The sequence below is a fragment of the Bradyrhizobium sp. CB82 genome, assembly GCF_029714405.1.
Classification (GTDB): Bacteria; Pseudomonadota; Alphaproteobacteria; order Rhizobiales; family Xanthobacteraceae; genus Bradyrhizobium.
Map to the genome: position 1 here is coordinate 7,333,291 of NZ_CP121650.1, position 21,488 is coordinate 7,354,778.

Consider the following 21,488-nt stretch of genomic DNA (forward strand, 5'->3'; position numbering starts at 1 on the left):
CAACTGCACAACATCTCATCCGAATCGATCGGGCCGGAATGCCGAAAGGTTCGAAATGTCATTTCGATTTTCGAGGAGGCCTGCGACGATGCGGCTCGTCACGCCGGCGAGCGTCAGGCCGAGATGCCCATGACCAAACGCGAGGATGATACCCGGATGAAGTCGGCTGCGTCCGATCACCGGCAGCGAGTCCGGAAGCGACGGCCGAAAGCCCAACCATTGGTTCTGAACGGATCCCAGATTCGGAAACAATTTGCGCACACCGCGCTCGAGAACAGCGATACGATTGGGATTGAGTGGCGCGGACAGGCCGCCAAGCTCGACCGTGCCGGCAACTCGCAGACGACCTTCCATCGGCGTGACATAGAACCCGAGATCGACAGGGCTTACGGGCCTTTGGATGGGACAAGTCTCCATCGCGAATTCGACGTGGTAGCCACGCTCCGTATCGAGGGGAACGTTCACTCCACCTTGCCGCGCGAGAGCGCGCGACCATGCGCCGGCGGCGAGCACGACGGCGCGCGCATCGACAACGAGATCGCGGCAATTGAGCGTGATGCGCCCGCCGTCCCCAGGCTCCGATTGCTCGACACGAGCGCGTTGAAACGAAGCGCCTCTGGACGCCGCCGCAGCCGCCAATCGTCGAGTCAAGGCGCCGGGGTCGACAACGTGCGCCGCATCCGGAAAGAACACACCGCCAGCCGCAGGAGGAAGCGCAGGCTCGAGCTTTGCGACCTCGGCCGAGGTCAGCCTGTCGTGCCGAACACCCAATTCGTCTCTGAGCCGCGCGGCCCATTCGCTGTTTCGGGGCGGCATCTTGTCGCGATAGAAATAGAGGCAGCCTTCGTGGCGAAAGAGATCCGAAACGCCCGCCTGCATCGCCAGATCACGCCAGGTGGGGATGGCGTCCTTCAGGAGACCCGCCAATGCTTGACCATTGCGGCGCGCCCGAGCCGGCATGGACTGCCAAACAAAGCGCGACAGCCAGGGAAGCAAGGCCGGCAGTGCGGCAAGACGGATGGCAAGCGGGCTGTCCGAGCCAATGAGCAGGCTCGGCAAGCTGCGCAGAACGTCGGGGTTGCCGATCGGCGCGCAGCCATAGGGCGCGATGGCTCCGGCATTGCCATATGAGGCTCCCGACCCCGGCTCGTTCGGGTCGATGACGACAACCTCCCGGCCTTCCGCCGCCAGCCGAAACGCGATCGCAAGCCCGATGATGCCGGCACCGACGACTGCGACGTCCGTTTTGATCGGCGCTGCCATAACGCCTCAGACTGAGCCGGAGATTTCGAGATGGCCGGAATTCAACAGCGCAGCGATGATCGCGAGTGCATGACGCAGATCATTGACCGAAGGCGCCGCGCCCAGATTGATCCGCACGGCGTGGGCGAGAGTTTCGCGTCCGACGGCGAATGCGTCTGCCGGAAGCAAGCCGACGCCACGCTGACGGCAGGCCCGGGCGAATCCGGCGCCTCGCCAGGGCTCGGGCAAATGCAACCAGGCATGCGGCGAGGTCTCGTGGGTCTGAACGTCGAAAGCCGCCAGCGCCTCGCGCAAAACGGCTTGCCGCCTGCGCAGTTCCTCACGCTGGACTTCGATGATCCGCGTCGCAGTCCCATCTTCGAGCAGATTGGTGGCAATGAGCGCGGTGAGCGGGCTGATGCTCCAGCAATCGAGGCGCAGCGCGGCCGCGACATTGCCCAGAACCGCGCGGGGCGCGACAACGAAGCCGTAGCGAAGACCGGGCGCGATGCATTTGGAGAGCCCGCTGATGTGAACCGTCAGTTCCGGCTCGAGCGCTGCGAAGGATGGAATGACGCGATCAAGCAGAGGACGGTAGACGTCGTCCTCGATGATCAGCACGTTGTGGCGACGGGCGACGACGGCAAGCGCACGACGGCGCTCTTCACTCAAGGTGACCGTCGTCGGATTGTGCAGGCTGGGCACGAGAAAAACGGCGCGCGGCCGCAACGTCGTACAGGCGGTGTCGAACGCGTCCGGCCGCATGCCCTCGCGGTCAATCGGCAACCCGCGCAGGTCGAGCCCCTGCGATCGACAGAGCGCGCCGATGCCCTGATAGGTGATGGCATCCGCCAGGATGACGTCGTCGCGCTGGGCCAATGCGCGCAAGACGCAGGCGAGACCGTGCTGGGCGCCGTCGGTCAGGACCACGCGGCCGGCATCCCCGTCGCCGGCAACGCCATTGAGCCAATCCGCGACCGCAGAGCGCGCCCATAGCGGACCTTCGGGCGGGTGATAGTCCTGCAAGCTGCCGAACCGGCGATCCCTGGCGAGGCGCGGCATGAGCGTCGACAGTGCCTCGAGATAGGCTGACGTCGCCGGTCGGTTCACCGACAGATCGATCAATCCGGCTTCGTCACTGGGCGCGGATTTGAAGGAGCTTTCTTCCGTCTCTCGTATCGCGATCAGCGTTCCGCGGCCGGGACGCGCCTCGACCAGACCACGCTGTTGCAAAGCCGAGAAGGCGCGCGTGACGGTCGTGACGTTGATGCCGAGCGAGCGTGCAATTTCGCGGTGAGGCGGCAGCCTCTCGCCCGCTACCAGTTCGCCGCGCGCAATGCGCTCGCCGATGGCATCCGCCAGGCGCTGATAGATGGGTGCATCGCTTTGGGGCAGTTCCAGGTTTTCGAGCATGCCGCGCCGGCGTCCTTGGCGTTCACATTCCTCCGAACGCTTCACCTATCATGGGCGAATACGCCAGACAATTCAACTTGTCTCCAGAGAATAAGCGTCAGCGTTGAGCAAATGTCCACATATCTGACCTAAAAATGTGCATAAGTTGGCATTGACGCCCTTATTGTCTGGTTGTACCGTCATTCAATGATGACTTGTATGGTCATACAATAACTGGGAAACGAAGACGCGTTCTTGGAGGTCAGCAATGATTGGGGCCAAGCAAGAGTCGATGATTCCCGAGAATTCGAGCACGGCCGCGCAGCGCCGTCCCAATTCGTGGACCGCCCCCGGAAGCGTCAGCCAGCAGGCGGGTTCGGCGTTGACCCGCAAGCCGGCCGGCGATGGACGCCGCGACGCCAAATTCGTCGATTTCATCGACGTCGAGAAAAACTACGGCTCCTTCCAGGCCGTGCGGCGGCTCAATCTGAGCGTCGGACGCGGCGAGTTTCTGACCTTCCTCGGGCCGTCTGGGTCGGGCAAGACCACGACGCTCAACATGCTGGCGGGCTTCGAGCGGCCAAGCCAGGGCGTCATCACGCTCGACGGCAAATCGGTCGACCGCCTGCCGCCCTACGAGCGCAACATCGGCATGGTGTTCCAGAACTACGCGCTCTTCCCGCATATGAGCGTGGCCGACAACGTCGCCTTTCCGCTTTCGGTAAGGAAGTATCCAAAGACCGAGATCGGACCGCGCGTCGCACGCGCGCTCGAAATGGTGAAGCTCGATCGCTTCAAGGACCGCAAGCCGACACAGCTTTCAGGCGGCCAGCAACAGCGCGTCGCGCTCGCCCGCGCGCTCGTGTTCGAGCCGGCGCTCGTTCTGATGGACGAGCCCCTCGGCGCGCTCGACAAGAAGCTGCGCGAACACATGCAGATCGAGTTGAAGCAAATCCACGAGATGCTCGGCGTCACGATCGTCTATGTGACGCACGACCAGAGCGAAGCGCTGACCATGTCGGATCGCGTCGCCATTTTCGAAAGCGGGTCCATCGTTCAGATCGGAACGCCCGACGCATTGTACAACGAGCCGGCGACTGCGTTCGTCGCCGGGTTCATCGGCGAAAACAATGCGCTGGACGGCGAGGTCGAAAGCATCAGCAACGGGCGCTGCGTCGTTGCCCTGCCGAAGGGATCAAAAGTCGCTGCGCTTGCGATCGGCGACCTCCGTCCTGGCGCTCCGGTCCACTTGACGGTCAGGCCCGAGCGGATCGCATTGTCCAACGCGAACGGCCAATCGGACAATCGTCTTCAGGCGACGGTCGACGGCTGCATCTATCACGGTGATCATCAGCGTCTGCTCGCACGTCTGGCGAGCGGACAGGTGCTGACGGTGAAGATCGGACCAGAAGCAACAATGGCGGCGGGCGAAGCTATCGAGCTCTGCTGGCCGGCATCCGATTGCCGGGCTTTTCCGGCGGGCGCCGTCGCAGACGGCAAGGCATCGAACACGGGGAGTGGTTCATGAAGAGCGTATGCAGGACGAATTTGCTTGCCTTGGCGGGCGCCGCGATGATCTGCCAGCTTCAACCCGTCGGCGCCGAAGAGCTCACCATCATGGCTACCGGCGGCGCATGGCAGGCCGCGCTGCGGCAAGCCTGGTTCGAGCCCTTCGCCAAGAAGGCGGGCGTCAAGTTCAACGAGCAGGAATATACCGGCGAGCTCGGCAAGATCAAAGCGATGGTCGAGACGGGCAATGTGCCAATCGATCTCGTCACGGTCGAAACCTCGACCGTGCTCCAGGGGTGTGACGCCGGCGTTCTGATCCGTATCGACTATTCGAAGGTCGCCGATCGTTCGAGATTCCTTCCGGGCACGGCGCTGGATTGCGGCGTCGGCATCGATGTCTATGGCGACGTGCTGGCCTACGATACCAGCGTGCTCAAGGAGGCGCCGACTTCGGTGCTCGATATTTTCGACACCAAGAAATTCCCCGGCAAGCGCGCCATGCGCAAGGCGCCCGCGCAGAATCTCGAATGGGCGTTGATGGCCGACGGTGTGCCGATCGCCGAGGTCTACAAGGTGCTGGGAACGCCTGATGGCGTCGACCGCGCCTTCAAGAAGCTCGACACGATCAAGAAGGACATCGTCTGGTGGGATGCCGGCGCACAGCCGCCGCAACTCCTTGCCTCCAAGGAGGTGATCATGACGACGGCGTGGAACGGACGCATTCAAAGCGCGATTGATCAGGACAAGCGCCCATTCGCGATCGTCTGGGACAACCAGATCGTCGAGTACGACATGATCGCCATCCCGAAGGGCGCCAAGAATCTCGACCTTGCCTACAAATATCTCGCCTACGTGGCCCAGCCCGATGTAGGCGCCCAGCTCGGCCGCTTCATCCCCTATGGTCCGGTGCTGTCGGACTCGACCCCGTTCGTTCCCAAGGATGTCTTGCCGAAACTGCCCACCGCTCCCGACCACATGAAGAACTATCTGGTCGGCGACGTGGAATTCTGGGGTGATCACGGCGAGGATCTGGTCAAGCGCTTCAACGCCTGGCTCGCCCAATAGCAGCACCGGCACCACGGGATCGGATCATTGTGCCCGATCCCGCACCACGCGAGAATCGCTTCATGTCGTCGATCGCAATGCCAACGCCCAAAACATGGATCAGCGCGAGAGATCATAGCGACAGCCTGCGCCCCCTCGCGCTGGCCGCGCCACTGCTCCTGCTGTTGTTGTTCAGTTTCGGCGCGCCGATCGTGGCGTTGCTGTCGCGAGCTGTCTACGAACCGACCATCGCCAACGCGCTGCCGCACACCATCGCGGCGCTGCGGCAGGACAGCGGCGCCGGCGTGCCGGACGAGACGGTCTTCCGCGCCTTCGCCACCGATCTGAAAGACGGCCAGGCCGCGGGGACCGTCTATGAACTCGCCAAGAACCTCAACACGCGCCTGCCCGGCGTGCGCAGCCAAGTGCTACGCGTGACCCGCCTCGCCGCGCAGGATCCGGCGGCCACTAAAGAGGCCATGATCAAGGCCGCGCCGATGCTCGGCGAGGAGAAAAGCTGGAGCGCAATCCGGGCAGGAACGAACAGGTTCACATCGTTCTTTCTCCTCAGCGCCTTCGATCTTCGCTGGACCGGCCAGTGGACGATCGGCACGGTTCCTGCCGATCAGGCGGTTTTCCTGCGTGTCTTCGGCCGGACCTTTCTGATCGCGACACTGGTCACGCTGGCGACACTGGCACTTGCATTTCCACTTGCGTACTTGATGACCAACCTGCGGCCGGCGATTGCCAGCATAGTTCTAGTTCTGGTGCTGCTGCCGTTCTGGACGTCCATCCTCGTGCGCACAGCCGCCTGGACCGTCATCCTGCAGAAATACGGTATCCTCAACGATCTCATGCTTTGGCTCGGCGTGACGTCCGACCGCATCGAGCTGATGTACAGCCGCACGGGCCTCATCATTGCGATGACGCACATTCAGCTGCCTTTCACCCTTCTTCCGATCTACAGCGTGATGCGCTCGGTTCAGCCCTCGCAACTCAGAGCGGCCCAGTCGCTCGGCGGCCGGCCATTCACCGTATTCCGGCGGATCTACCTGCCGCAGGTCATGCCGGGAGTTCTGGCGGGCTGCCTGCTCACCTTCATCCTGTGCCTCGGTTACTACATCACGCCCGTGCTGATCGGCGGGGCCAGCGACCAGCTCATCAGCAACTTCATCGCCAACTACGTCAATGCCGAGCTCAACTGGGAAATGGCCGCCGCGCTCAGTTTCGTGCTGCTCGCATCCACGCTCGGCCTGTACATCACGATGACGCGCTATCTCGGGCTCGACCTCTTCAAGATGGGATGAAGCGCCATGTTGTTGTCGCCCTATCCGACCAATGCCGAACGGATCCGCGTCGCAGCGCTCTGGTTCTGGTGCGTGCTGGTGCTGATCTTCCTGGTCGTGCCGATCTTCGTACCCGTGCCGCTGTCTTTCAATAGCGGCTCCTTCTTCACCTTCCCGCTCGCTGGCGTCTCGACGCGCTGGTACGAGGTCGTGCTCGGGACGCCGCGTTGGCGCGCCGCTATCGGCAACAGCCTGCTGATCGGATCTGGCACGACCATCCTGGCCACCGTATTGGGAACCCTGACCGCGATCGGCCTGTCCGATCCCAAATTTCCGGGCCGGCGGTTCGTCGTACCTCTGCTGATTTCGCCTCTGATCGTCCCCGTCGTCGTGACGGCGGTCGGCACCTACCTCTTCTACGCCCGCATCGGCCTCGCCAACACCTACGGCGGCATCATCCTTGCGCATACCGTTCTGGCGAGTCCATTCGTGGTGGTGACCGTCAGCGCCAGCCTGGCTGGCTTCGACCGCAACCTGATGCGGGCGACGTCCATCCTCGGGGCGAAGCCGCTGACCGGGTTCCTTCGCGTCATGCTGCCGCTGATCCTGCCCGGCGTCTTGTCTGGCGCCGCATTCGCCTTTGTGACGTCGTTCGACGAAGTCGTCGTGGTGCAGTTTCTCGCCAATGCCCAGCAGCGCACCCTGCCGCTCGAAATGTTCACGGGCCTGCGCGAGCAGTTGAGTCCCGCGATCACGGCGGCGGCCACGTTGATGATGGGCTTGTCGATCCTCCTCTTGATCGTCGCGAATTTGCTTGCGCGTCGATCGCGGGGGAAAGCCGGCGCCGAATCCGAGTAGGCCGGCGTCGTACGGCATCTCCATGAGAGGCGTTCTTGAGAGGCGTTCCTGCATGTCTTATCACACAACGGTCAACGACACGCGTTGGACTTTTGCCGACCTCAAAACGCTGCTCGCCAAGGCCTCCCCGGCGCGCTCCGGCGATATCTTGGCCGGAATCGCGGCGCAGAGCGCCATCGAGCGCGTCGCGGCGCAAATGGCGCTCGCCGACCTTCCGCTCAAGACCTTTCTGAATGTCGATCTCGTACCGTATGAGGAGGATGAGGTTTCCCGATTGATCCTCGACGGTCATGATCAGGTCGCCTTCGCGGCGGTATCGCATTTGACTGTCGGCGCATTCCGCGAATGGCTGCTCGACCCGCGGACGACCACAGGCGATCTCGCTGCCCTGGCTCCGGGCCTGACGCCGGAAATGGCCGCTGCTGTATCCAAGATCATGCGCGCGCAGGATCTGATCGTCGTTGGCGCCAAATGCAGCGTCACGACGGCCTTCCGCAATACGATCGGGCTTGCCGGGCGGCTCTCAACGCGGCTGCAGCCGAACCATCCGACCGACGATTCCCGCGGCATTGCCGCCAGCCTGCTTGACGGGTTGCTGTTCGGGGTGGGCGACGCCGTGATCGGCGTCAACCCGGCGACCGATAGCGTAGAGGACTATGTGCGGATCGTGACGCTGCTCGATGAAGTCCGGCAGCGTCTCGACATTCCGGCGCAGACCTGCTGCCTCGGCCACGTCACCACCGCGATTCAGGCCATCAATCTCGGCGCCCCCGTCGATCTCGTCTTTCAATCCATCGCAGGCTCGGAAAAAGCCAATCGGGGGTTCGGGATCGATCTGTCCGTTCTGGCGGAAGCCCATGATGCCGCGCTTTCGCTCGGCCGCGGCTCGATCGGCAAGAACGTCATGTACTTCGAAACCGGGCAAGGCAGCGCCTTGTCCGCAGACGCGCATTTCGGAGTCGATCAGCAGACGATGGAAGCGCGCGCCTACGCCGTCGCGCGGCGGTTCAAGCCGCTGCTGGTGAACACGGTCGTCGGCTTCATAGGTCCCGAATATCTCTACAACGGCAAGGAAATCACGCGAGCCGGGCTCGAGGACCATTTTTGCGCCAAGCTGCTCGGCCTGCCGATGGGCTGCGACGTCTGTTACACCAACCACGCAGAAGCCGATGCGGACGACATGGACGCGCTGCTCACGCTGCTCAGTGCGGCGGGGGTGACGTTCGTCATCGCCGTTCCCGGCGCCGACGACGTCATGCTGAACTATCAGAGCCTGGCGTATCACGACATTCTCTTTGTCCGCCACACGCTCGGCCGGCGATGCGCGCCGGAGTTCGAGGATTGGCTGCGCAGGACGGGGCTTGCCGACTCGGACGGACGTCTGCTTGAAAGCCCGGCATCCGGAGCGATCGGCCCGGCTGTGGCGCTGATCGAAGCCATGGAAGCCTGATGATGCCGGACCGTCCACCAGATGAAAGCGGTCAGCTCGCAGTCGCCAACCATCTCGCGCCGCTGCGACGCTTCACGCCGGCACGGATCGGGCTCGGGCGCGCCGGTTCCGGACAGCTGACCGCAACAAGCCTCCAGTTCATGCTCGATCACGCGCGCGCCCGCGATGCCGTTCATGCCGCGCTTGATTTCGAGGCTCTCGGGCAATCACTTGGTGAGCGGGACTGGCGTGTCGCTCGCGTCCACAGTGCCGCCAGAGATCGGACGGAATATCTGCGCCGGCCGGATCTGGGGCGACGCCTGTCTGCCAGCGGGCGCTCTGTTCTGGAGAGCTCGACGCGGGGAGATGACATCGCGATCATCGCCGCTGATGGTCTGTCGGCCCTGGCCATCGAAACCAACCTGCTGCCGGTGCTCGACTGCTTGCGGCCGCTCTTGGTTGCCCGCGGCCGCACCATAGGTCCACTGGTTCTGGTCGACCAAGGACGGGTCGCCATCGGCGACGAGATAGGCCAATTGTTGGATGCCAAGCTGACCATGGTTCTGATCGGCGAGCGGCCTGGTCTGTCAGCTGCCGACTCGCTCGGTGCCTACATCACTTGGCGACCGAGGATCGGTACGATGGATTCGACCCGGAACTGCATATCCAATATCCGGCCCGCAGGCCTTTCGCCCGAAGCGGCCGCCGCACAGATCCTTGACGTGGTCGAACAGGCATTTGCGTATGGGGCGACAGGCGTTCGGTTGAAGGATCTTCGTTCCACGGCGCCAGGGCTTCGCGCAATTGCGAACGCCCCTTCGAGGTGACGCGAGGCGTACGAGCTCCGCAAGCGGGGGCGACTCGCTGCCATTACCTCAAATCATCAAACACCCGACGCAGATTGCCCTTGTGGCTGGCGAGAAGTTTTTCCGCTTCCGTCTTGTCGTATCCGAGCACGACGAGGGCGGCCAACTTGATGTCGCCGCCGGTCTCTTCCAAGGCAGAGGCGGCTTGCGCTTCGCTACAGCCGGCAATGCGGGCGACCATCGCCTCGGCGCGGCGCTTCAGCTTCACGTTCGTGGGCAGCATGTTGACCATCATGCCGCGGTAGACGCGCCCAAGGCGCAGCATGATGCCGGTCGACATCAGGTTGAGCACGATCTTCTGGGCGGTGCCGGCCTTCATCCGCGTCGAGCCGGCGATGAGCTCCGGCCCCGTCTCGACGAGGACCGGATATGTCGCAGCTGCAAGCAGCGGGGCCTGCCGGTTGTTGGCAATGCCGACGGTCACCGCCTGGTACCGGCCGGCCTGGCGCAAGGCCGCTACGGTGAACGGGGTCGTACCGCTCGCCGCAACCGCGATGACGACGTCGTGCGATGACAGCCTTGCGGCGTCGATCTGGGCGATCGCGTCGTCGACGTCGTCTTCCGCGCCTTCAACGCTGGTGACAAACGCGCTCTCTCCGCCGGCGATGATGAAGTGGACCCGCCCTTGAGGCCAGGCGAAGGTTGGCGTCAGCTCGGCACCGTCCTGGATGGCCACCCTGGCCGAGGTTCCTGCGCCGACATAGACCAGGCGCCCGTCATCTCCGAGCGCGTCCGCCGCCGCATCCGTCGCCGCGGCGAGCGCAGGAAGACATTGGCCAACGGCCGCGACGGCCGCGAGCTGACCTTCCCACATCGCCTCCAATGCTGCAATCCCCGACCACGCGTCCAAATCCGTGAAGCGAGGATCGACGGCTTCAGTTGCATTGGCGCGATCCGTTCGTTTCATGGGCCCGTCCCACCGTGGCGCGACCACTCCGAATTGCGAGTGGCCGCCTTGGCGCGAGCCAAAAGCATATCACCGTTCATCGCATCCGTAGGAATAGCAGCGTGGTACCGGCGGACTAACGTAGATCCCGGCACAGGGGTTCCAGTCCCGTACGGGCAACCGGCTGCACCGGCGGTCGAGTCGCGCGCCCAACCAAAATCTGAAAAACACCGAAAATTGAGCCGCGCGCGTTTCCAAAAAAAATTGCCGTGCCTGATGGCACGGCCAGTTTCAGGGAGCAAACCGGCGCGTGGACGGCCCGCTAGCGGTGCCGGCATTCCATCGCGGCGGAGTTCGGGATCGGTCGGCGGTCCATATCAGGCGACGCTCACCATTTAAGGGCTGCGGTGCGCACCGGATGGTCCCACAGCGCCGTCGTCTCGGCATCGAGCAGGCTCAGCGTGAGCGAGCAGCCGGCCATGTCGAGCGAGGTTACGTAGCTGCCGACCAGCGAGCGGCTGATGCGCAGGCCGCGCTTCTCGAGCAGTTTGCGCGCCGCGTGGTACATCAGATAGAGCTCGATCGTGGGCGTACCGCCGAAGCCGTTGACGAGCAGGAGCGCTTCAGTGCCCGCGCGCGCGTCGAGATCCTCCGCGATGGCCGTCGTCATCTCGAAGGCGACGGCATCGGCCCGCTCCAGCTTGACGCGGCGGCGTCCGGGCTCGCCGTGAATGCCGACGCCCATCTCCATCTCGTCCTCGGCGAGTGCGAAGGTCGGCCCGCCCGCGGCCGGGACCGTGCAGCTCGTCAGCGCCACGCCCATCGAGCGCGTGTGCGCGTTGACGCGCTCGCCGAGCGCAACGCAGCCGGCGAGATCAAGGCCCTTCTCGGCCGCCGCGCCGACGATCTTCTCGACGATCAGCGTCCCGGCGACGCCGCGGCGACCGATGCTGTGGGTGGAGCTCTCGACCGCGACGTCGTCATCCGTCACGATGGTGGCGGTGCGGCCTTCGGCGATCTCGGCTGCCATTTCGAAATTCATGCGGTCGCCCGCGTAGTTCTTCACGATGAACAGCACGCCGGCCTCGCTAGCGACGGCTTGGGCAGCCTCAACGATCTGGTCCGGCGTCGGCGACGTGAAGACCTGCCCCGGACAGGCGGCGTCGAGCATGCCGTAGCCGACGAACCCGGCATGCAGCGGCTCGTGCCCACTGCCGCCGCCCGAAACCAGCGCGACCTTGCTCCGGTTGAGCTCACGGCGGCGCACGAATTTGCGTTCCGATCCCAGCGTGACGAGATCGGCATGCGCCGCGGCAAAGCCATCCAGGCTCTCGGCCAGGACGTCGTCGACGGAATTGATGAACTTCTTCATGCGACCCTCCCCATCACTGATGCCTCATTTTCCTGCCTCATTCTTTTTCCTGCATGATGGCAATCAGCCGCCGCGCGAACTCCTGGAGCAGCCCGTCGAGCTGAGCATTCCGCTTGCCGCTGCCGAGATCGGGTAAATGCAGCGTCAAGGTCCGCTCGTGCGGTCCCTCGGTCAGCCGGCTGATCCTGCGCGGATGGGCGCGCGCATAGGCGCGCAGAAAGGCTGCCTTCGCCTGCGGAGGGAAGTGGCAGACGTCGAAGATCGTGTTGAGATGCTGCACCGGGATCGGCACCGGATAGGCCGGGTTGGAGATCTGGCTGACGAAGCTCCGGTTCTTTCCCATGGCATGGGCGAGCCGCAGCCGCATTCCCGAAGGACGCTTGTCCAGGACCTCCTTGAAAATGCGCTTGTAGACGGCAACGGCGCCGGCTTCCGCCGGTTCATCGGCAACGGCGTCAGTCAAGCCCCACCTCCGCTGCCCAGACGATCGATCGTTTGCTTGATCTGCGCAAGCGCGGAAACATTCACTGAGAGCTCGCGCAGCCCGCAATCGAGCAGCGCGGGAATGCAGCGTGAATCGCTCGCCATGTCGCCACACAGGCTGACCGGGAACCCGGCGCGCCGGCCGTGCTCCGCGGTCCGCTTGATCAGTTCGAGAACCGCAGGATGCAGGGGATCCATCAGGGGCGCGAGCGCTCCATTCGAGCGGTCGCAGGCAAGGACGTATTGCGCAAGGTCGTTCGAGCCGATCGAGAAGAACGCGCTCTTGAAGCTGGCGATCGAAAGCGCAGCTGCCGGCACCTCGACCATGATTCCGAGCTCTGGAAGCATCGCGGCCGCGCCTTTCGCCTGCAAGCCCTGCACGGCGTCGGCGAACAGCTTTCGTGCCGCCTCGACCTCGTCGGCCGAGGTGACCATCGGGAACATGACCTTGAGATTTCCGCGCACCGCCGCGCGCGCAAGCGCGCGGAGCTGAACCGCAAAGATCTCGGGCCGCGCGAGACAAAGACGAAGGCCGCGAACGCCGAGGAAGGGGTTTGCCTCGCCGTCAGGAGTGAAGCCAGGCACCGGCTTGTCGCCGCCCGCGTCAAAGGTGCGAATCGTCACCGGACGCCGATCGGCCCAGCGCAAGACCTGGTCGTAGACCTGAAACTGCGTCTCCTCGTCTGGCAGGCCGCGCTCCGACAGCAGAAACTCGGTGCGCATCAGGCCGACGCCGTCGGCATATTGCGCATCCGGATAGTCGAGATCCTCGACGCGCTGAATGTTGATGAGGAGCTTGATCCGTTCGCCGCGCCAGGACGCCGCCGGCCGCCTCAGGATCGCCCGTGCGGAAGCCCTGCTCTTGCGGTGGATCTCTCGCCGCTTCTCGAACAGGCCGATCTGCTCGACGCTGGGATCGAGCTCGAGGGTCGCGCCCTCGCCATCGAGCAGCGCCGTTGTCCCTGCCGCCGGGACGGTGCCGAGCTGCACCACCATCGGGATGCCGCGGGCGCGCGCCAGCATCGCGACGTGGCTCGTGGGACTGCCGCGCAGCAGCGCAAGGCCGCCGCCATCGGACCAGTCGATCTCGAGGAAGCGCGAAGGCGGCAGATCGTCGGCGCAGACCACCGCGCCGCTCGGAATTTTCAGCGCCTGGCCTTCGCCGCCACGCAAAATGTTCAGCACGCGATCGCGCAAATCGGCAAGATCAGAGCTGCGCGCCTTCAGATATTCGTCCGGCGCTGAATTGTAATCCGCGATATGCTCGTCCAGCGCCGTGCGCCAGGCGGCGTCCGCGGGCTCACCTTCGCCGATCGATGCCAGGATCGCGCTGATCAGATCCTCGTCCTCCAGCAGCGCGACCTGGAATTCCAGGATTTGCGCGGCTTCGCCACCGGCGATTGCAGCAAGCTCGGCGATCTGCCGGCTCGCAGTGTCGATTGCACTCCGCAGCGCCAGCGCTTCATCGACCAGGGTGCCGGCGACCCGTTCGCCGTTCGCGCCCGCATCGACCCGGACGAACGGGCCCTGGGCAAAGCCGATCGAGGCGGTTCTGCCGCGGTAGGCTGGTCCTGAGGCGCTGTCTCGCATGCTAGGCGGTCCCATCCGGAAAATCGGTCGCGATCAGATCGACCAGCGCGGCGACAGCGGCTTCGGCATCGCTGCCCAACGCCTTGATCTCGATGATGCTGCCATGGGCGGCGCGCATGGCCATGATCTTGGCCACGCTCTTGGCGTTGATCCACTCGGCCGCGCCGGCGACGCGGACGGAAATCTGCGCCTCGAACTTCTTGGCAAGCTTGGTCAGCTTGACCGCGGGGCGCGCATGCATGCCGACCGCGTGCACCAGCCGCACGTTGCCTGCGAAGAACTGTCCGTTCACATTTGAAGTTTCCAGCATAGCCATATTCCATCATCGCTTCGCCGACGTCAGTCGGCAGAGAGTTCCTCGGCCACGGCCCGCACCTCGGCGAGCGAGCTGCCGCCAGCCGCTTCAGTCGCCGCCATCACGGCGCCTTCGACGATCGGCGCGTTGCAGACGACAACGAGATCCCGCCGCTCAGGGTCCAGCATCTCGACCGCCATTTCGCTGTTGGTCTCCGCGCCGCCGAGATCGACGAGAATCGCAACGCCCTTGGGCGACCAAGCGTCATTGATGGCATCGACGATCAGCGCGACGCTGGTACCCAATCCGCCGTCGGGATTGCCGCCGCAGAAGGCGACCTTGATCTCGCTGCCGACCATCTGCCGCACCATGTCGGCGGTGCCTTTGGCGATGTCCTTGGAATGCGAGACGATCACGATGCCGACGGTGTCGTTCATGGCCGTCCCTCCAGGCTCGCGCACACGGCTTGCAGAAGGACGCAGCTCGACCGCGCGCCGGGATCGACATGTCCGACGCTGCGAGGTCCGAGGAACGATGCCCGTCCCTTGGTCGCCTGCATCGGCGCAGTCCGCGCCGCGGCCTCGGCCGCCGTGCTACGAATTCGCTCGACGATGTCGGGTCGGCCGGCATCGGTCTTCAACGTCTCCAGCACGGGAACGAGCACGTCGAGCATGGTCTTCTCGCCGGCGTGCGAGCGGCCGCGCTTGCTCACCGCGTCGACCCCGCTTGCGAAAACTTCCGCCAGATCGTCCGGCAAATGCTTGTCATGCGAGAGCGCCTCGCCCGCAGCAAGGAAGAAGCTGCCATAAAGGGGGCCCGACGCGCCGCCGACGGTCATCACCAGCGTCTTGCCGATCGTCTTGAGCGCCTCGTCGAACGGCTGCGCGGAGATCGCGTCGAGCTTGCCCAGCACCGCCTCGAAGCCGCGCTTCATGTTTGCTCCGTGATCGCCATCGCCGATCGCCTGATCCAGCGACGTGAGCTCCGACGCACTGGCGATGACCTGCTCTGCGGCCACCTTGACCAGCGATTTGAATGTCTCGGGTTGCAGCGACATTGAATTATCCTCAGTGAACCATCGCGTTGATGCGTTGCCCCGCTCCGTCGAAGTAAAGCGGATGCATCAGGCGCAATTCGACCTCCTGTCCGGCATGCAGCGGTTGATGCGGATCCGCGAGCGTCACCAGCGTCTGGCCCTTATAGTCCAGGTGAACGTGATTCTGTTCGCCGAGGTGCTCGACCCGATGCACGCGACCGACCAACCGCCCGCCGTTGCGCGCAGCGACCTGCAGATGCTCGGTGCGGATGCCGACCGTTTCCGTTCCGGGCGGGAGAACAATCCCGGAAAGAAGACGGGCCGGGAGAAAGTTGATTTGGGGGATGCCGAGCCGCGATGCGACGTAGCTGGAGGACGGGCTTTGGTAGATCTCCCGCGGCGTGCCGAGCTGGAGAAGCTGACCGTCCTTGATCACGCCGATTCGGGTAGCCATGGTCATCGCTTCTACCTGATCGTGCGTCACGTACAGAATGGTCGCACCAAGTTCGAGCTGGATGCGCTTGAGCTCGAGACGAAGCTCGGCGCGCAACTTCGCATCCAGGGACGAAAGCGGCTCGTCCATCAGGAAGATCGAGGGGTCCCGAACCAGGGCGCGTCCGATGGCCACGCGCTGCATCTCACCGCCGGACAGGCGGGTCGCGCGATTGTTCAACTTGCTCGCGATGTGCAAAAGGTCCGCCGTTTGCTCAACTCGTTTGCGGATGACCGGCTCGGGAACGCGCCGCGCCGGAGAGCGCAGCGGAAACGCCAGATTGTCGTAGACCGTCAGGTGCGGATACAGTGAATATTGCTGGAAGACAAACGCAATATCCCGCGATCCCGGAGGGTCCAGGGTGACGTCGCGGCCATTGATCATGACCGCGCCTGCATCGGGCCGTTCCAGTCCGGTGATCAGCCGCAACGTCGTGGTCTTGCCGGCGCCGCTCGGCCCCAGCAGAACCAAAAACTCTCCGTCATTGACCTCCAGCGAAAGTTCGCGCACCGCCTCGACCGTGCCGAAACGCTTGCTGATATTGCGCAGGATGACGTCAGCCATGGCGGGAGCTCCCTTCGTTTGCGGTCCGTATCGCCAGGCCGCTGCCGGCGTCAAACAGTGCCAGCCGCTCGGAGTGAAGTTCGAGGCCAACGGTCTCGCCGATCCGCACTGACGTGGCGGAGGGCAGCCGCGCGGCAACCCGCCCATGCGCCGTGTCGACCGTTACGATCTGAGTGGTGCCGAGATATTCCGCGCCGAACACTTCTCCGCGAACCCGAGCCGTATCGGCAAAGCGAATGTGCTCCGGGCGAACCCCAAGCACCAGTGGGGCGCTCGCGCGGTCTTCACGGATCTCGGGCACGGCAATGTCGGTGCCGTGGAAGCTGATCGCGCGGTCGCCGCGGTGCAGGCCGCCCGTAAAGCGCAGAAAGTTCATGGACGGCGAGCCGATGAAGTCGGCTACGAACATGCTCGCCGGCTGGTCGTAGATCTCCTGCGGCGAGCCGATCTGCTCGACGCGTCCCTTGTTCATGACCGCGATCTGATCCGCCATCGACATTGCCTCGAGCTGGTCATGGGTCACGTAGATCGTGGTCGCACCGATGCGATCGTGCAGATCGCGGAGCTCGCCGCACATCAGATGGCGGAATTCGGCATCGAGCGCCCCCAGCGGCTCGTCCATCAGGAAGGCCTTCGGCCGCCGCACCATCGCCCGGCCGAGCGCCACGCGCTGGCGGTCGCCGCCCGACAGCTTTGACGTCTTGCTCGGCAACAGATGCTCGATCCGCAGCAGCCGCGCGGTCTCCTCGACGCGCTGGCGGATTTCGCGGCGACCCATGCCCTGGCACTTCAGGGGAAAGCCGATGTTTCCCGCGACGTTCATGTGCGGATAGAGCGCGAACAGCTGGAACACGAACGCGATGTCCCGGGCGGATGCCCGCTCGAAGGTAACGTCCTCGCCATCGAGCAGGATCTTGCCCTCGGTCGGCAGCTCGAGGCCGGCGATCATGCGCAGCGTCGTTGTCTTGCCGCAGCCGGATGGACCGAGCATCGCAAAGAAAGTGCCGTCGTCGATCGTGAAGTTCGAGCCTTCGACGGCGGTGAACTGATCGAACGATTTTCGCAGGTTTTCAACGCGGATCTGTGCCATCTCTGCCGCCCTATTCCGGAAAATGGCTCACAATGACGTAGCCGAGCGTGCCGGCCAGGATCGTCACGAATGAATAGCTGTAGAGATCGAGCGAGAAGGGCTGCATCAGCATCACGATGCCGCCGCCGATCAGAATCGTCGCTCCCGTCTCCCAGGGGCCGCGCCGGAACCAGCGCATCAAGCCGCCATTGGCAATCGCAGAACCGGTCATTTGCGTACAGCTCCGAAGGTGATGCCGCGCAACAGATGTTTGCGCAACAGAACGGTGAACAGGACGATCGGGACGACGAACAGCGTGGTCGCGGCAGCGACGGCCGGCCAGTCCTGCCCCCCTTCGCCGATGATGAAGGGAATGAAAGGCGGCATGGTCTGGGCTTCGCCGCTGGTGAGGAGAACCGCGAAGGCATATTCGTTCCAGGAGAAGATCAGGCAGAAGATTGCGGTTGCCGCGATGCCCGTCACCGCCTGCGGCAGCACCACCTTGCGCAGCGCCTGCAATCGCGTGTAGCCGTCGACCAGCGCCGCCTCCTCGTACTCGCGCGGAATCTCGTCGATGAACCCCTTGAGCAGCCAGACCGCGAGCGAGACGTTGACCGCCGTGTAAAGCAGGATCATTCCGAGCCTGGTGTCGGTCAGATTGAGCTGGCGGTACATCAGATAGATAGGGATCGCGACGGCAACGGGCGGCATCATGCGCGTCGACAGGATGAAGAACAGGAGATCGTCGGCGAGCGGAATGCGAAAGCGCGAGAATGCGTAGGCCGCGAGCGTGCCGAGGAAGACGGCAAGGAACGTCGAGCCGAAGCCGATGATGAGCGAATTGACGAAACGCGGCACGACCTTCGAGGGACCGGCAATCACCATATCGTGCTGGCGCACGAGCTTGTCGTACCAGGTCTCCGGCGGCGGCAGCTTGGCGATGAAGTCCGGCGTCTGCCGCGTGCGCACCGTAAACAGGTTCACATAGCCCTCGAGCGTCGGCTGGAACAGCACCTTCGGCGGATAGGCGATGGCATCGCTCTGCGACTTGAACGCGGTGGCGACGATCCAGACGAGCGGTAGAATCGTGATCACCGCATAGAGGATGACCAGGCTGCCCGCCACCGCCCTTGCGCGCGGCGTAGACTCGACGATGGAGTGAGCGGTAGATTTGGCAACAGTGGCGGTCATCGCTGCTTCACCTTGTTGAGCACCTTGACGTAGATGTTGGCTGCACCGAACACGGTCACGAACAGGATGATGGCGAGCGCGGAGGAATAGCCGGTGCGCCATTTCTCGAACGCGGCGCGCTTCAGAGTGATCGAGACGAGCTCGGTGGTCGATCCCGGTCCGCCGGAGGTCAAGAGATTGACCATGTCGAACATCTTGAAGTTCTCGATGGCGCGGAACAGGACCGCAAGCATCAGGAACGGCACCGTCATCGGCAGCGTGATCGACCAGAACTGACGCCAGGCCGAGGCACGATCGACTTCCGCGGCCTCATAGATGTAGTCGGGAATGGAGCGCAGCCCGGCCAGGCAGATCAGCATGACGTAGGGCGCCCACATCCAGGTATCGACGAGGACGATCGTCCATGGCGCAAGCGCGACCTCGCCTGTCATGCTGAACGAGCTCGGCGGCACGCCGGTGAACAGGCTGATCAGGTAATTGAACGGTCCGATCTGCGGCTGGAACAGCAAGGTCCAGAAATTGCCGACCACCGCAGGCGACAGCATCATGGGAAGCAGGATCATCGTGGTCCAGAAGCTGTGACCGCGAAACTGGCGGTTGATGAGCAGCGCGAGGCCAAGCCCGATCACCACCTGCAAGGCCACCGACGAGATCACGAATTGCGCCGTGGTCTGCAGCCTGATCCAGACATCCTCGTCGGATAAAATGTCGGTGAAATTGTCCAACCCGACGAACCGCAGCGGCAGGTAGGACATGCTGAGATTGAGGCTCGTGAAGGAGAGCCGGATCATCCAGACCAGCGGAAAGATGTTGATCGCGAGCAGAAGCGCGATCGTCGGCGCGACGAACAGCCAGGCGATGGCCCGGTCCGACAGGCCGCGAACTCGTCGCGTGGCACGAGATTTGGCGGGCTCGCTCACGCCGGGGATCGTAACATGATCGGGTTGCAAAATGGTCGTCATCTTGTCCATCGGCTGGCTGGTTCGGCTTCCCCGGGACACTTCCCCGGGGAAACCAGTTGGGTCGATGCAAACGGTCTCGTTTATTGCGAGGCGACCTGCTTGCCCTGCTCCTTGAAGACCTTGGACCAGTCCTTGACGAGGAGATCGAGTGCCTGCTGCGCCGTTCCCTTGTCGGCAACGACGTAGTCATGCACGCGCTTCTGCATGTCGAGCAGGAGCTGGGCGTAGGACGGCTCGGCCCAGAAGTCCTTCACGATCGCCATGGACTCCAGGAACTGCGGAGCGAACGGCGCGCTCGCGGGGAAGTCGGGCGCGTTGACGACGGCCTTCAGCGCCGAGTAGCCGCCGAGCTGCCACCACTTCTGCTGCACAGTCGGCTGCGCGAACCACTTGATGTAGGCGAGTGCATCGTCCTTGTGGTCCGACGTCGCCACGACCGAGATGCCCTGCCCGCCGAGCTGGGTGAAGTGACCATTCGGGCCGGCCGGATTGACGAAGAAGCCGATCTTGTCGCCGCCGACATTCGGATCCTTGTAGAGCCCGGGGAAGAAGGCGAACCAGTTCATCTGCATCGCCACCTGGCCGGACTTGAAGGCGTCGAGACCTTCCTGCATGTAGGCGTTGGTCAGGCCCGGCGCGGTGCAGCACTTGTAGAGCTCCTTGTAGAACTCAAGCCCCTTGGCGGCATCAGCCGAGTTGACGAAGCCCTGCATCTGGTACGGCTTCTTCGGGTTCTCGTAGTTGAAGCCGTAATTGTAGAGCACGTTGGTCACGCCCATGGTGATGCCTTCGGAGCCACGCTCGGTGAAGATATAGGCGCCATAGACCTTCTTGCCGTCGATCTCGCGGCCCTGGAAGAACGCGGCGATCTCCTTCAGCTCGTCAAACGTCTTGGGCGGCGCGAGATCGCGACCGTACTTGGCCTTGAACGCCGACTGAATCTCGGGCCGCGAGAACCAGTCCTTGCGATAGGTCCAGCCGACCGCATCGGCCATCGCCGGCAGCGCCCAGTAGTTCGACGAGTTCTTCGGCCACTGCGAATAGCCGACGACGGTCGCCTGGACGAAATCGTCCATCGAGATCTTCTCCTTGTCGAAGAAGTCGTTGAGCTTGACGTACCACTTGTTCTCGGCGGCGCCGCCGATCCACTGGCTGTCGCCGATGATCAGGTCGCAGAGCTTGCCGTGCGAGTTGAGCTCGTTGAGGAAGCGATCGGCATAGCTCGTCCAGGGGACGAACTCGTATTTCATCTCGATGCCGGATTGCTTGGTAAAATCCTTGCCGAGCTCGACCAGGGCATTGGCCGGATCCCAAGCCGCCCAGCATAGCGTGAGCTGCTTCCCCTGGGCCGCGGCTTCGCCGCCGCCCGTCCCTACCAGCGCGGCGGCCCCAAGGACCGCAGACGTCACTGCACCACCTAGCCATTTGAGTCTTCGCATGTCCGTTTCCTCTCTATCGTTGAACCACCGAACCCGCTCGGCGCGCGCCTTTTTCGGAACGACGCCAAGACCCTGAAACCGAGTTGATGAGCGATGAGGTGATGGAGAACGAGACTGACCGCGCCCGGAAACGGATCCGGACGGGCTGGGCTCCTCCCACACATCAGCTCGATGCGCGATGTTTATTTTTTTACAGTACTAAACCTATTACTAAATTCTCGAGGTCGTCAAGCCGGTTTTCGGCAAGCACGACGAAAGTTCTCCGGCGGCCGCGCTCATCTGCGGACCCGCTGCGATGCAGCAAAATAGCTGTCCTCTCGGGGGATTCGCTCTCTGCATTTGAATGCAGGCCGCGCCAACGCCGCCTGGCTTCACGCGATCGAAGCGCGACGGCCGTGTTTAGCAAATAGTTTTACTGAACGTTCAATGCGCTGCAATTCCAATGCGATTTCGTCGACTGCCTTCACGTCTGCTACTGCGCT

General features: G+C 63.6%; 21 protein-coding genes. 6 read left to right on the plus strand and 15 right to left on the minus strand.

Features of this window, described 5'->3' with window-relative positions; all coding sequences use genetic code 11:
* Positions 1-15: 15 nt before the first annotated feature.
* Both QA640_RS35445 and QA640_RS35450 read right to left on the minus strand, forming a co-directional pair.
* On the minus strand, positions 16-1,263 hold the full coding sequence (locus QA640_RS35445; RefSeq protein WP_283037428.1) for an FAD-dependent oxidoreductase: 1,248 nt from the start codon (positions 1,261-1,263) through the stop codon (positions 16-18).
* 6 nt (positions 1,264-1,269) lie between these two features.
* Positions 1,270-2,655, minus strand: coding sequence for a PLP-dependent aminotransferase family protein (locus QA640_RS35450; RefSeq protein ID WP_283037429.1), 1,386 nt, complete (start codon positions 2,653-2,655; stop codon positions 1,270-1,272).
* A 247-nt stretch (positions 2,656-2,902) separates the two neighbouring features.
* On the opposite strand from QA640_RS35450, the gene QA640_RS35455 reads away from it, so the two are divergent.
* The 6 genes from QA640_RS35455 (at position 2,903) to eutC (ending at position 9,587) form a co-directional block, all read left to right on the plus strand.
* Positions 2,903-4,162 (plus strand): ABC transporter ATP-binding protein, encoded by a 1,260-nt coding sequence (locus QA640_RS35455; RefSeq protein ID WP_283037430.1) that lies wholly within the window; start codon positions 2,903-2,905, stop codon positions 4,160-4,162.
* Positions 4,159-5,208: an ABC transporter substrate-binding protein gene (locus QA640_RS35460; RefSeq protein ID WP_283037431.1), complete on the plus strand. Its 1,050-nt coding sequence runs from the start codon at positions 4,159-4,161 to the stop codon at positions 5,206-5,208. Before QA640_RS35455 ends, QA640_RS35460 begins: the two co-directional genes overlap by 4 nt.
* 62 nt (positions 5,209-5,270) lie before the next feature.
* Positions 5,271-6,494, plus strand: a complete 1,224-nt coding sequence (locus QA640_RS35465; protein ID WP_283037432.1) for an ABC transporter permease — start codon at positions 5,271-5,273, stop codon at positions 6,492-6,494.
* Between the two features lie 6 nt (positions 6,495-6,500).
* Entirely contained in the window at positions 6,501-7,331 is an 831-nt protein-coding gene (locus tag QA640_RS35470) for an ABC transporter permease (RefSeq protein WP_283037433.1), read from the plus strand.
* Between the two features lie 52 nt (positions 7,332-7,383).
* Positions 7,384-8,781 carry an ethanolamine ammonia-lyase subunit EutB gene (locus QA640_RS35475; RefSeq protein WP_283037434.1) on the plus strand — a complete coding sequence of 466 codons (1,398 nt, stop codon included), beginning with the start codon at positions 7,384-7,386 and terminating at the stop codon, positions 8,779-8,781.
* Positions 8,781-9,587 carry an ethanolamine ammonia-lyase subunit EutC gene (eutC, locus tag QA640_RS35480; RefSeq protein WP_283037435.1) on the plus strand — a complete coding sequence of 269 codons (807 nt, stop codon included), beginning with the start codon at positions 8,781-8,783 and terminating at the stop codon, positions 9,585-9,587. Before QA640_RS35475 ends, eutC begins: the two co-directional genes overlap by 1 nt.
* A gap of 43 nt (positions 9,588-9,630) precedes the next feature.
* Here eutC and QA640_RS35485 read toward each other — a convergent pair whose 3' ends face one another.
* The 13 genes from QA640_RS35485 to QA640_RS35545 all read right to left on the minus strand — a co-directional run bounded on the left by QA640_RS35485 (position 9,631) and on the right by QA640_RS35545 (position 21,006).
* Complete coding sequence (locus QA640_RS35485; protein ID WP_283037436.1) at positions 9,631-10,533, minus strand: N-acetylmuramic acid 6-phosphate etherase; 903 nt, start codon at positions 10,531-10,533, stop codon at positions 9,631-9,633.
* Between the two features lie 367 nt (positions 10,534-10,900).
* Positions 10,901-11,884: a dihydroxyacetone kinase subunit DhaK gene (gene dhaK / locus QA640_RS35490; RefSeq protein WP_283037437.1), complete on the minus strand. Its 984-nt coding sequence runs from the start codon at positions 11,882-11,884 to the stop codon at positions 10,901-10,903.
* Between the two features lie 37 nt (positions 11,885-11,921).
* A complete protein-coding gene (locus tag QA640_RS35495) occupies positions 11,922-12,347 on the minus strand; it encodes a hypothetical protein (protein WP_283037438.1) in 426 nt (141 codons plus the stop codon).
* On the minus strand, positions 12,344-13,957 hold the full coding sequence (gene ptsP / locus QA640_RS35500) for a phosphoenolpyruvate--protein phosphotransferase (RefSeq protein ID WP_283037439.1): 1,614 nt from the start codon (positions 13,955-13,957) through the stop codon (positions 12,344-12,346). Before ptsP ends, QA640_RS35495 begins: the two co-directional genes overlap by 4 nt.
* A gap of 1 nt (position 13,958) precedes the next feature.
* Positions 13,959-14,267 (minus strand): HPr family phosphocarrier protein, encoded by a 309-nt coding sequence (locus QA640_RS35505; RefSeq protein ID WP_283037440.1) that lies wholly within the window; start codon positions 14,265-14,267, stop codon positions 13,959-13,961.
* Positions 14,268-14,296: 29 nt separating this feature from the next.
* A complete protein-coding gene (dhaM, locus tag QA640_RS35510) occupies positions 14,297-14,689 on the minus strand; it encodes a dihydroxyacetone kinase phosphoryl donor subunit DhaM (protein WP_283037441.1) in 393 nt (130 codons plus the stop codon).
* Positions 14,686-15,309 (minus strand): dihydroxyacetone kinase subunit DhaL, encoded by a 624-nt coding sequence (gene dhaL / locus QA640_RS35515; protein WP_283037442.1) that lies wholly within the window; start codon positions 15,307-15,309, stop codon positions 14,686-14,688. The genes dhaM and dhaL overlap by 4 nt, the downstream gene beginning before the upstream one ends.
* Before the next feature lie 10 nt (positions 15,310-15,319).
* Positions 15,320-16,345: an ABC transporter ATP-binding protein gene (locus tag QA640_RS35520; RefSeq protein WP_283037443.1), complete on the minus strand. Its 1,026-nt coding sequence runs from the start codon at positions 16,343-16,345 to the stop codon at positions 15,320-15,322.
* Positions 16,338-17,435 carry an ABC transporter ATP-binding protein gene (locus tag QA640_RS35525; RefSeq protein ID WP_283037444.1) on the minus strand — a complete coding sequence of 366 codons (1,098 nt, stop codon included), beginning with the start codon at positions 17,433-17,435 and terminating at the stop codon, positions 16,338-16,340. Before QA640_RS35525 ends, QA640_RS35520 begins: the two co-directional genes overlap by 8 nt.
* A 10-nt stretch (positions 17,436-17,445) precedes the next feature.
* The gene (locus QA640_RS35530) at positions 17,446-17,646 is read right to left on the minus strand and encodes a hypothetical protein (RefSeq protein WP_283037445.1); all 201 of its coding nucleotides are present in this window, start codon (positions 17,644-17,646) and stop codon (positions 17,446-17,448) included.
* Positions 17,643-18,605, minus strand: coding sequence for a carbohydrate ABC transporter permease (locus QA640_RS35535; protein WP_283037446.1), 963 nt, complete (start codon positions 18,603-18,605; stop codon positions 17,643-17,645). Before QA640_RS35535 ends, QA640_RS35530 begins: the two co-directional genes overlap by 4 nt.
* Complete coding sequence (locus tag QA640_RS35540; protein ID WP_283037447.1) at positions 18,602-19,576, minus strand: sugar ABC transporter permease; 975 nt, start codon at positions 19,574-19,576, stop codon at positions 18,602-18,604. Before QA640_RS35540 ends, QA640_RS35535 begins: the two co-directional genes overlap by 4 nt.
* Positions 19,577-19,647: 71 nt before the next feature.
* Positions 19,648-21,006, minus strand: a complete 1,359-nt coding sequence (locus QA640_RS35545) for an extracellular solute-binding protein (protein WP_283037448.1) — start codon at positions 21,004-21,006, stop codon at positions 19,648-19,650.
* Between the last annotated feature and the right edge of the window lie 482 nt (positions 21,007-21,488).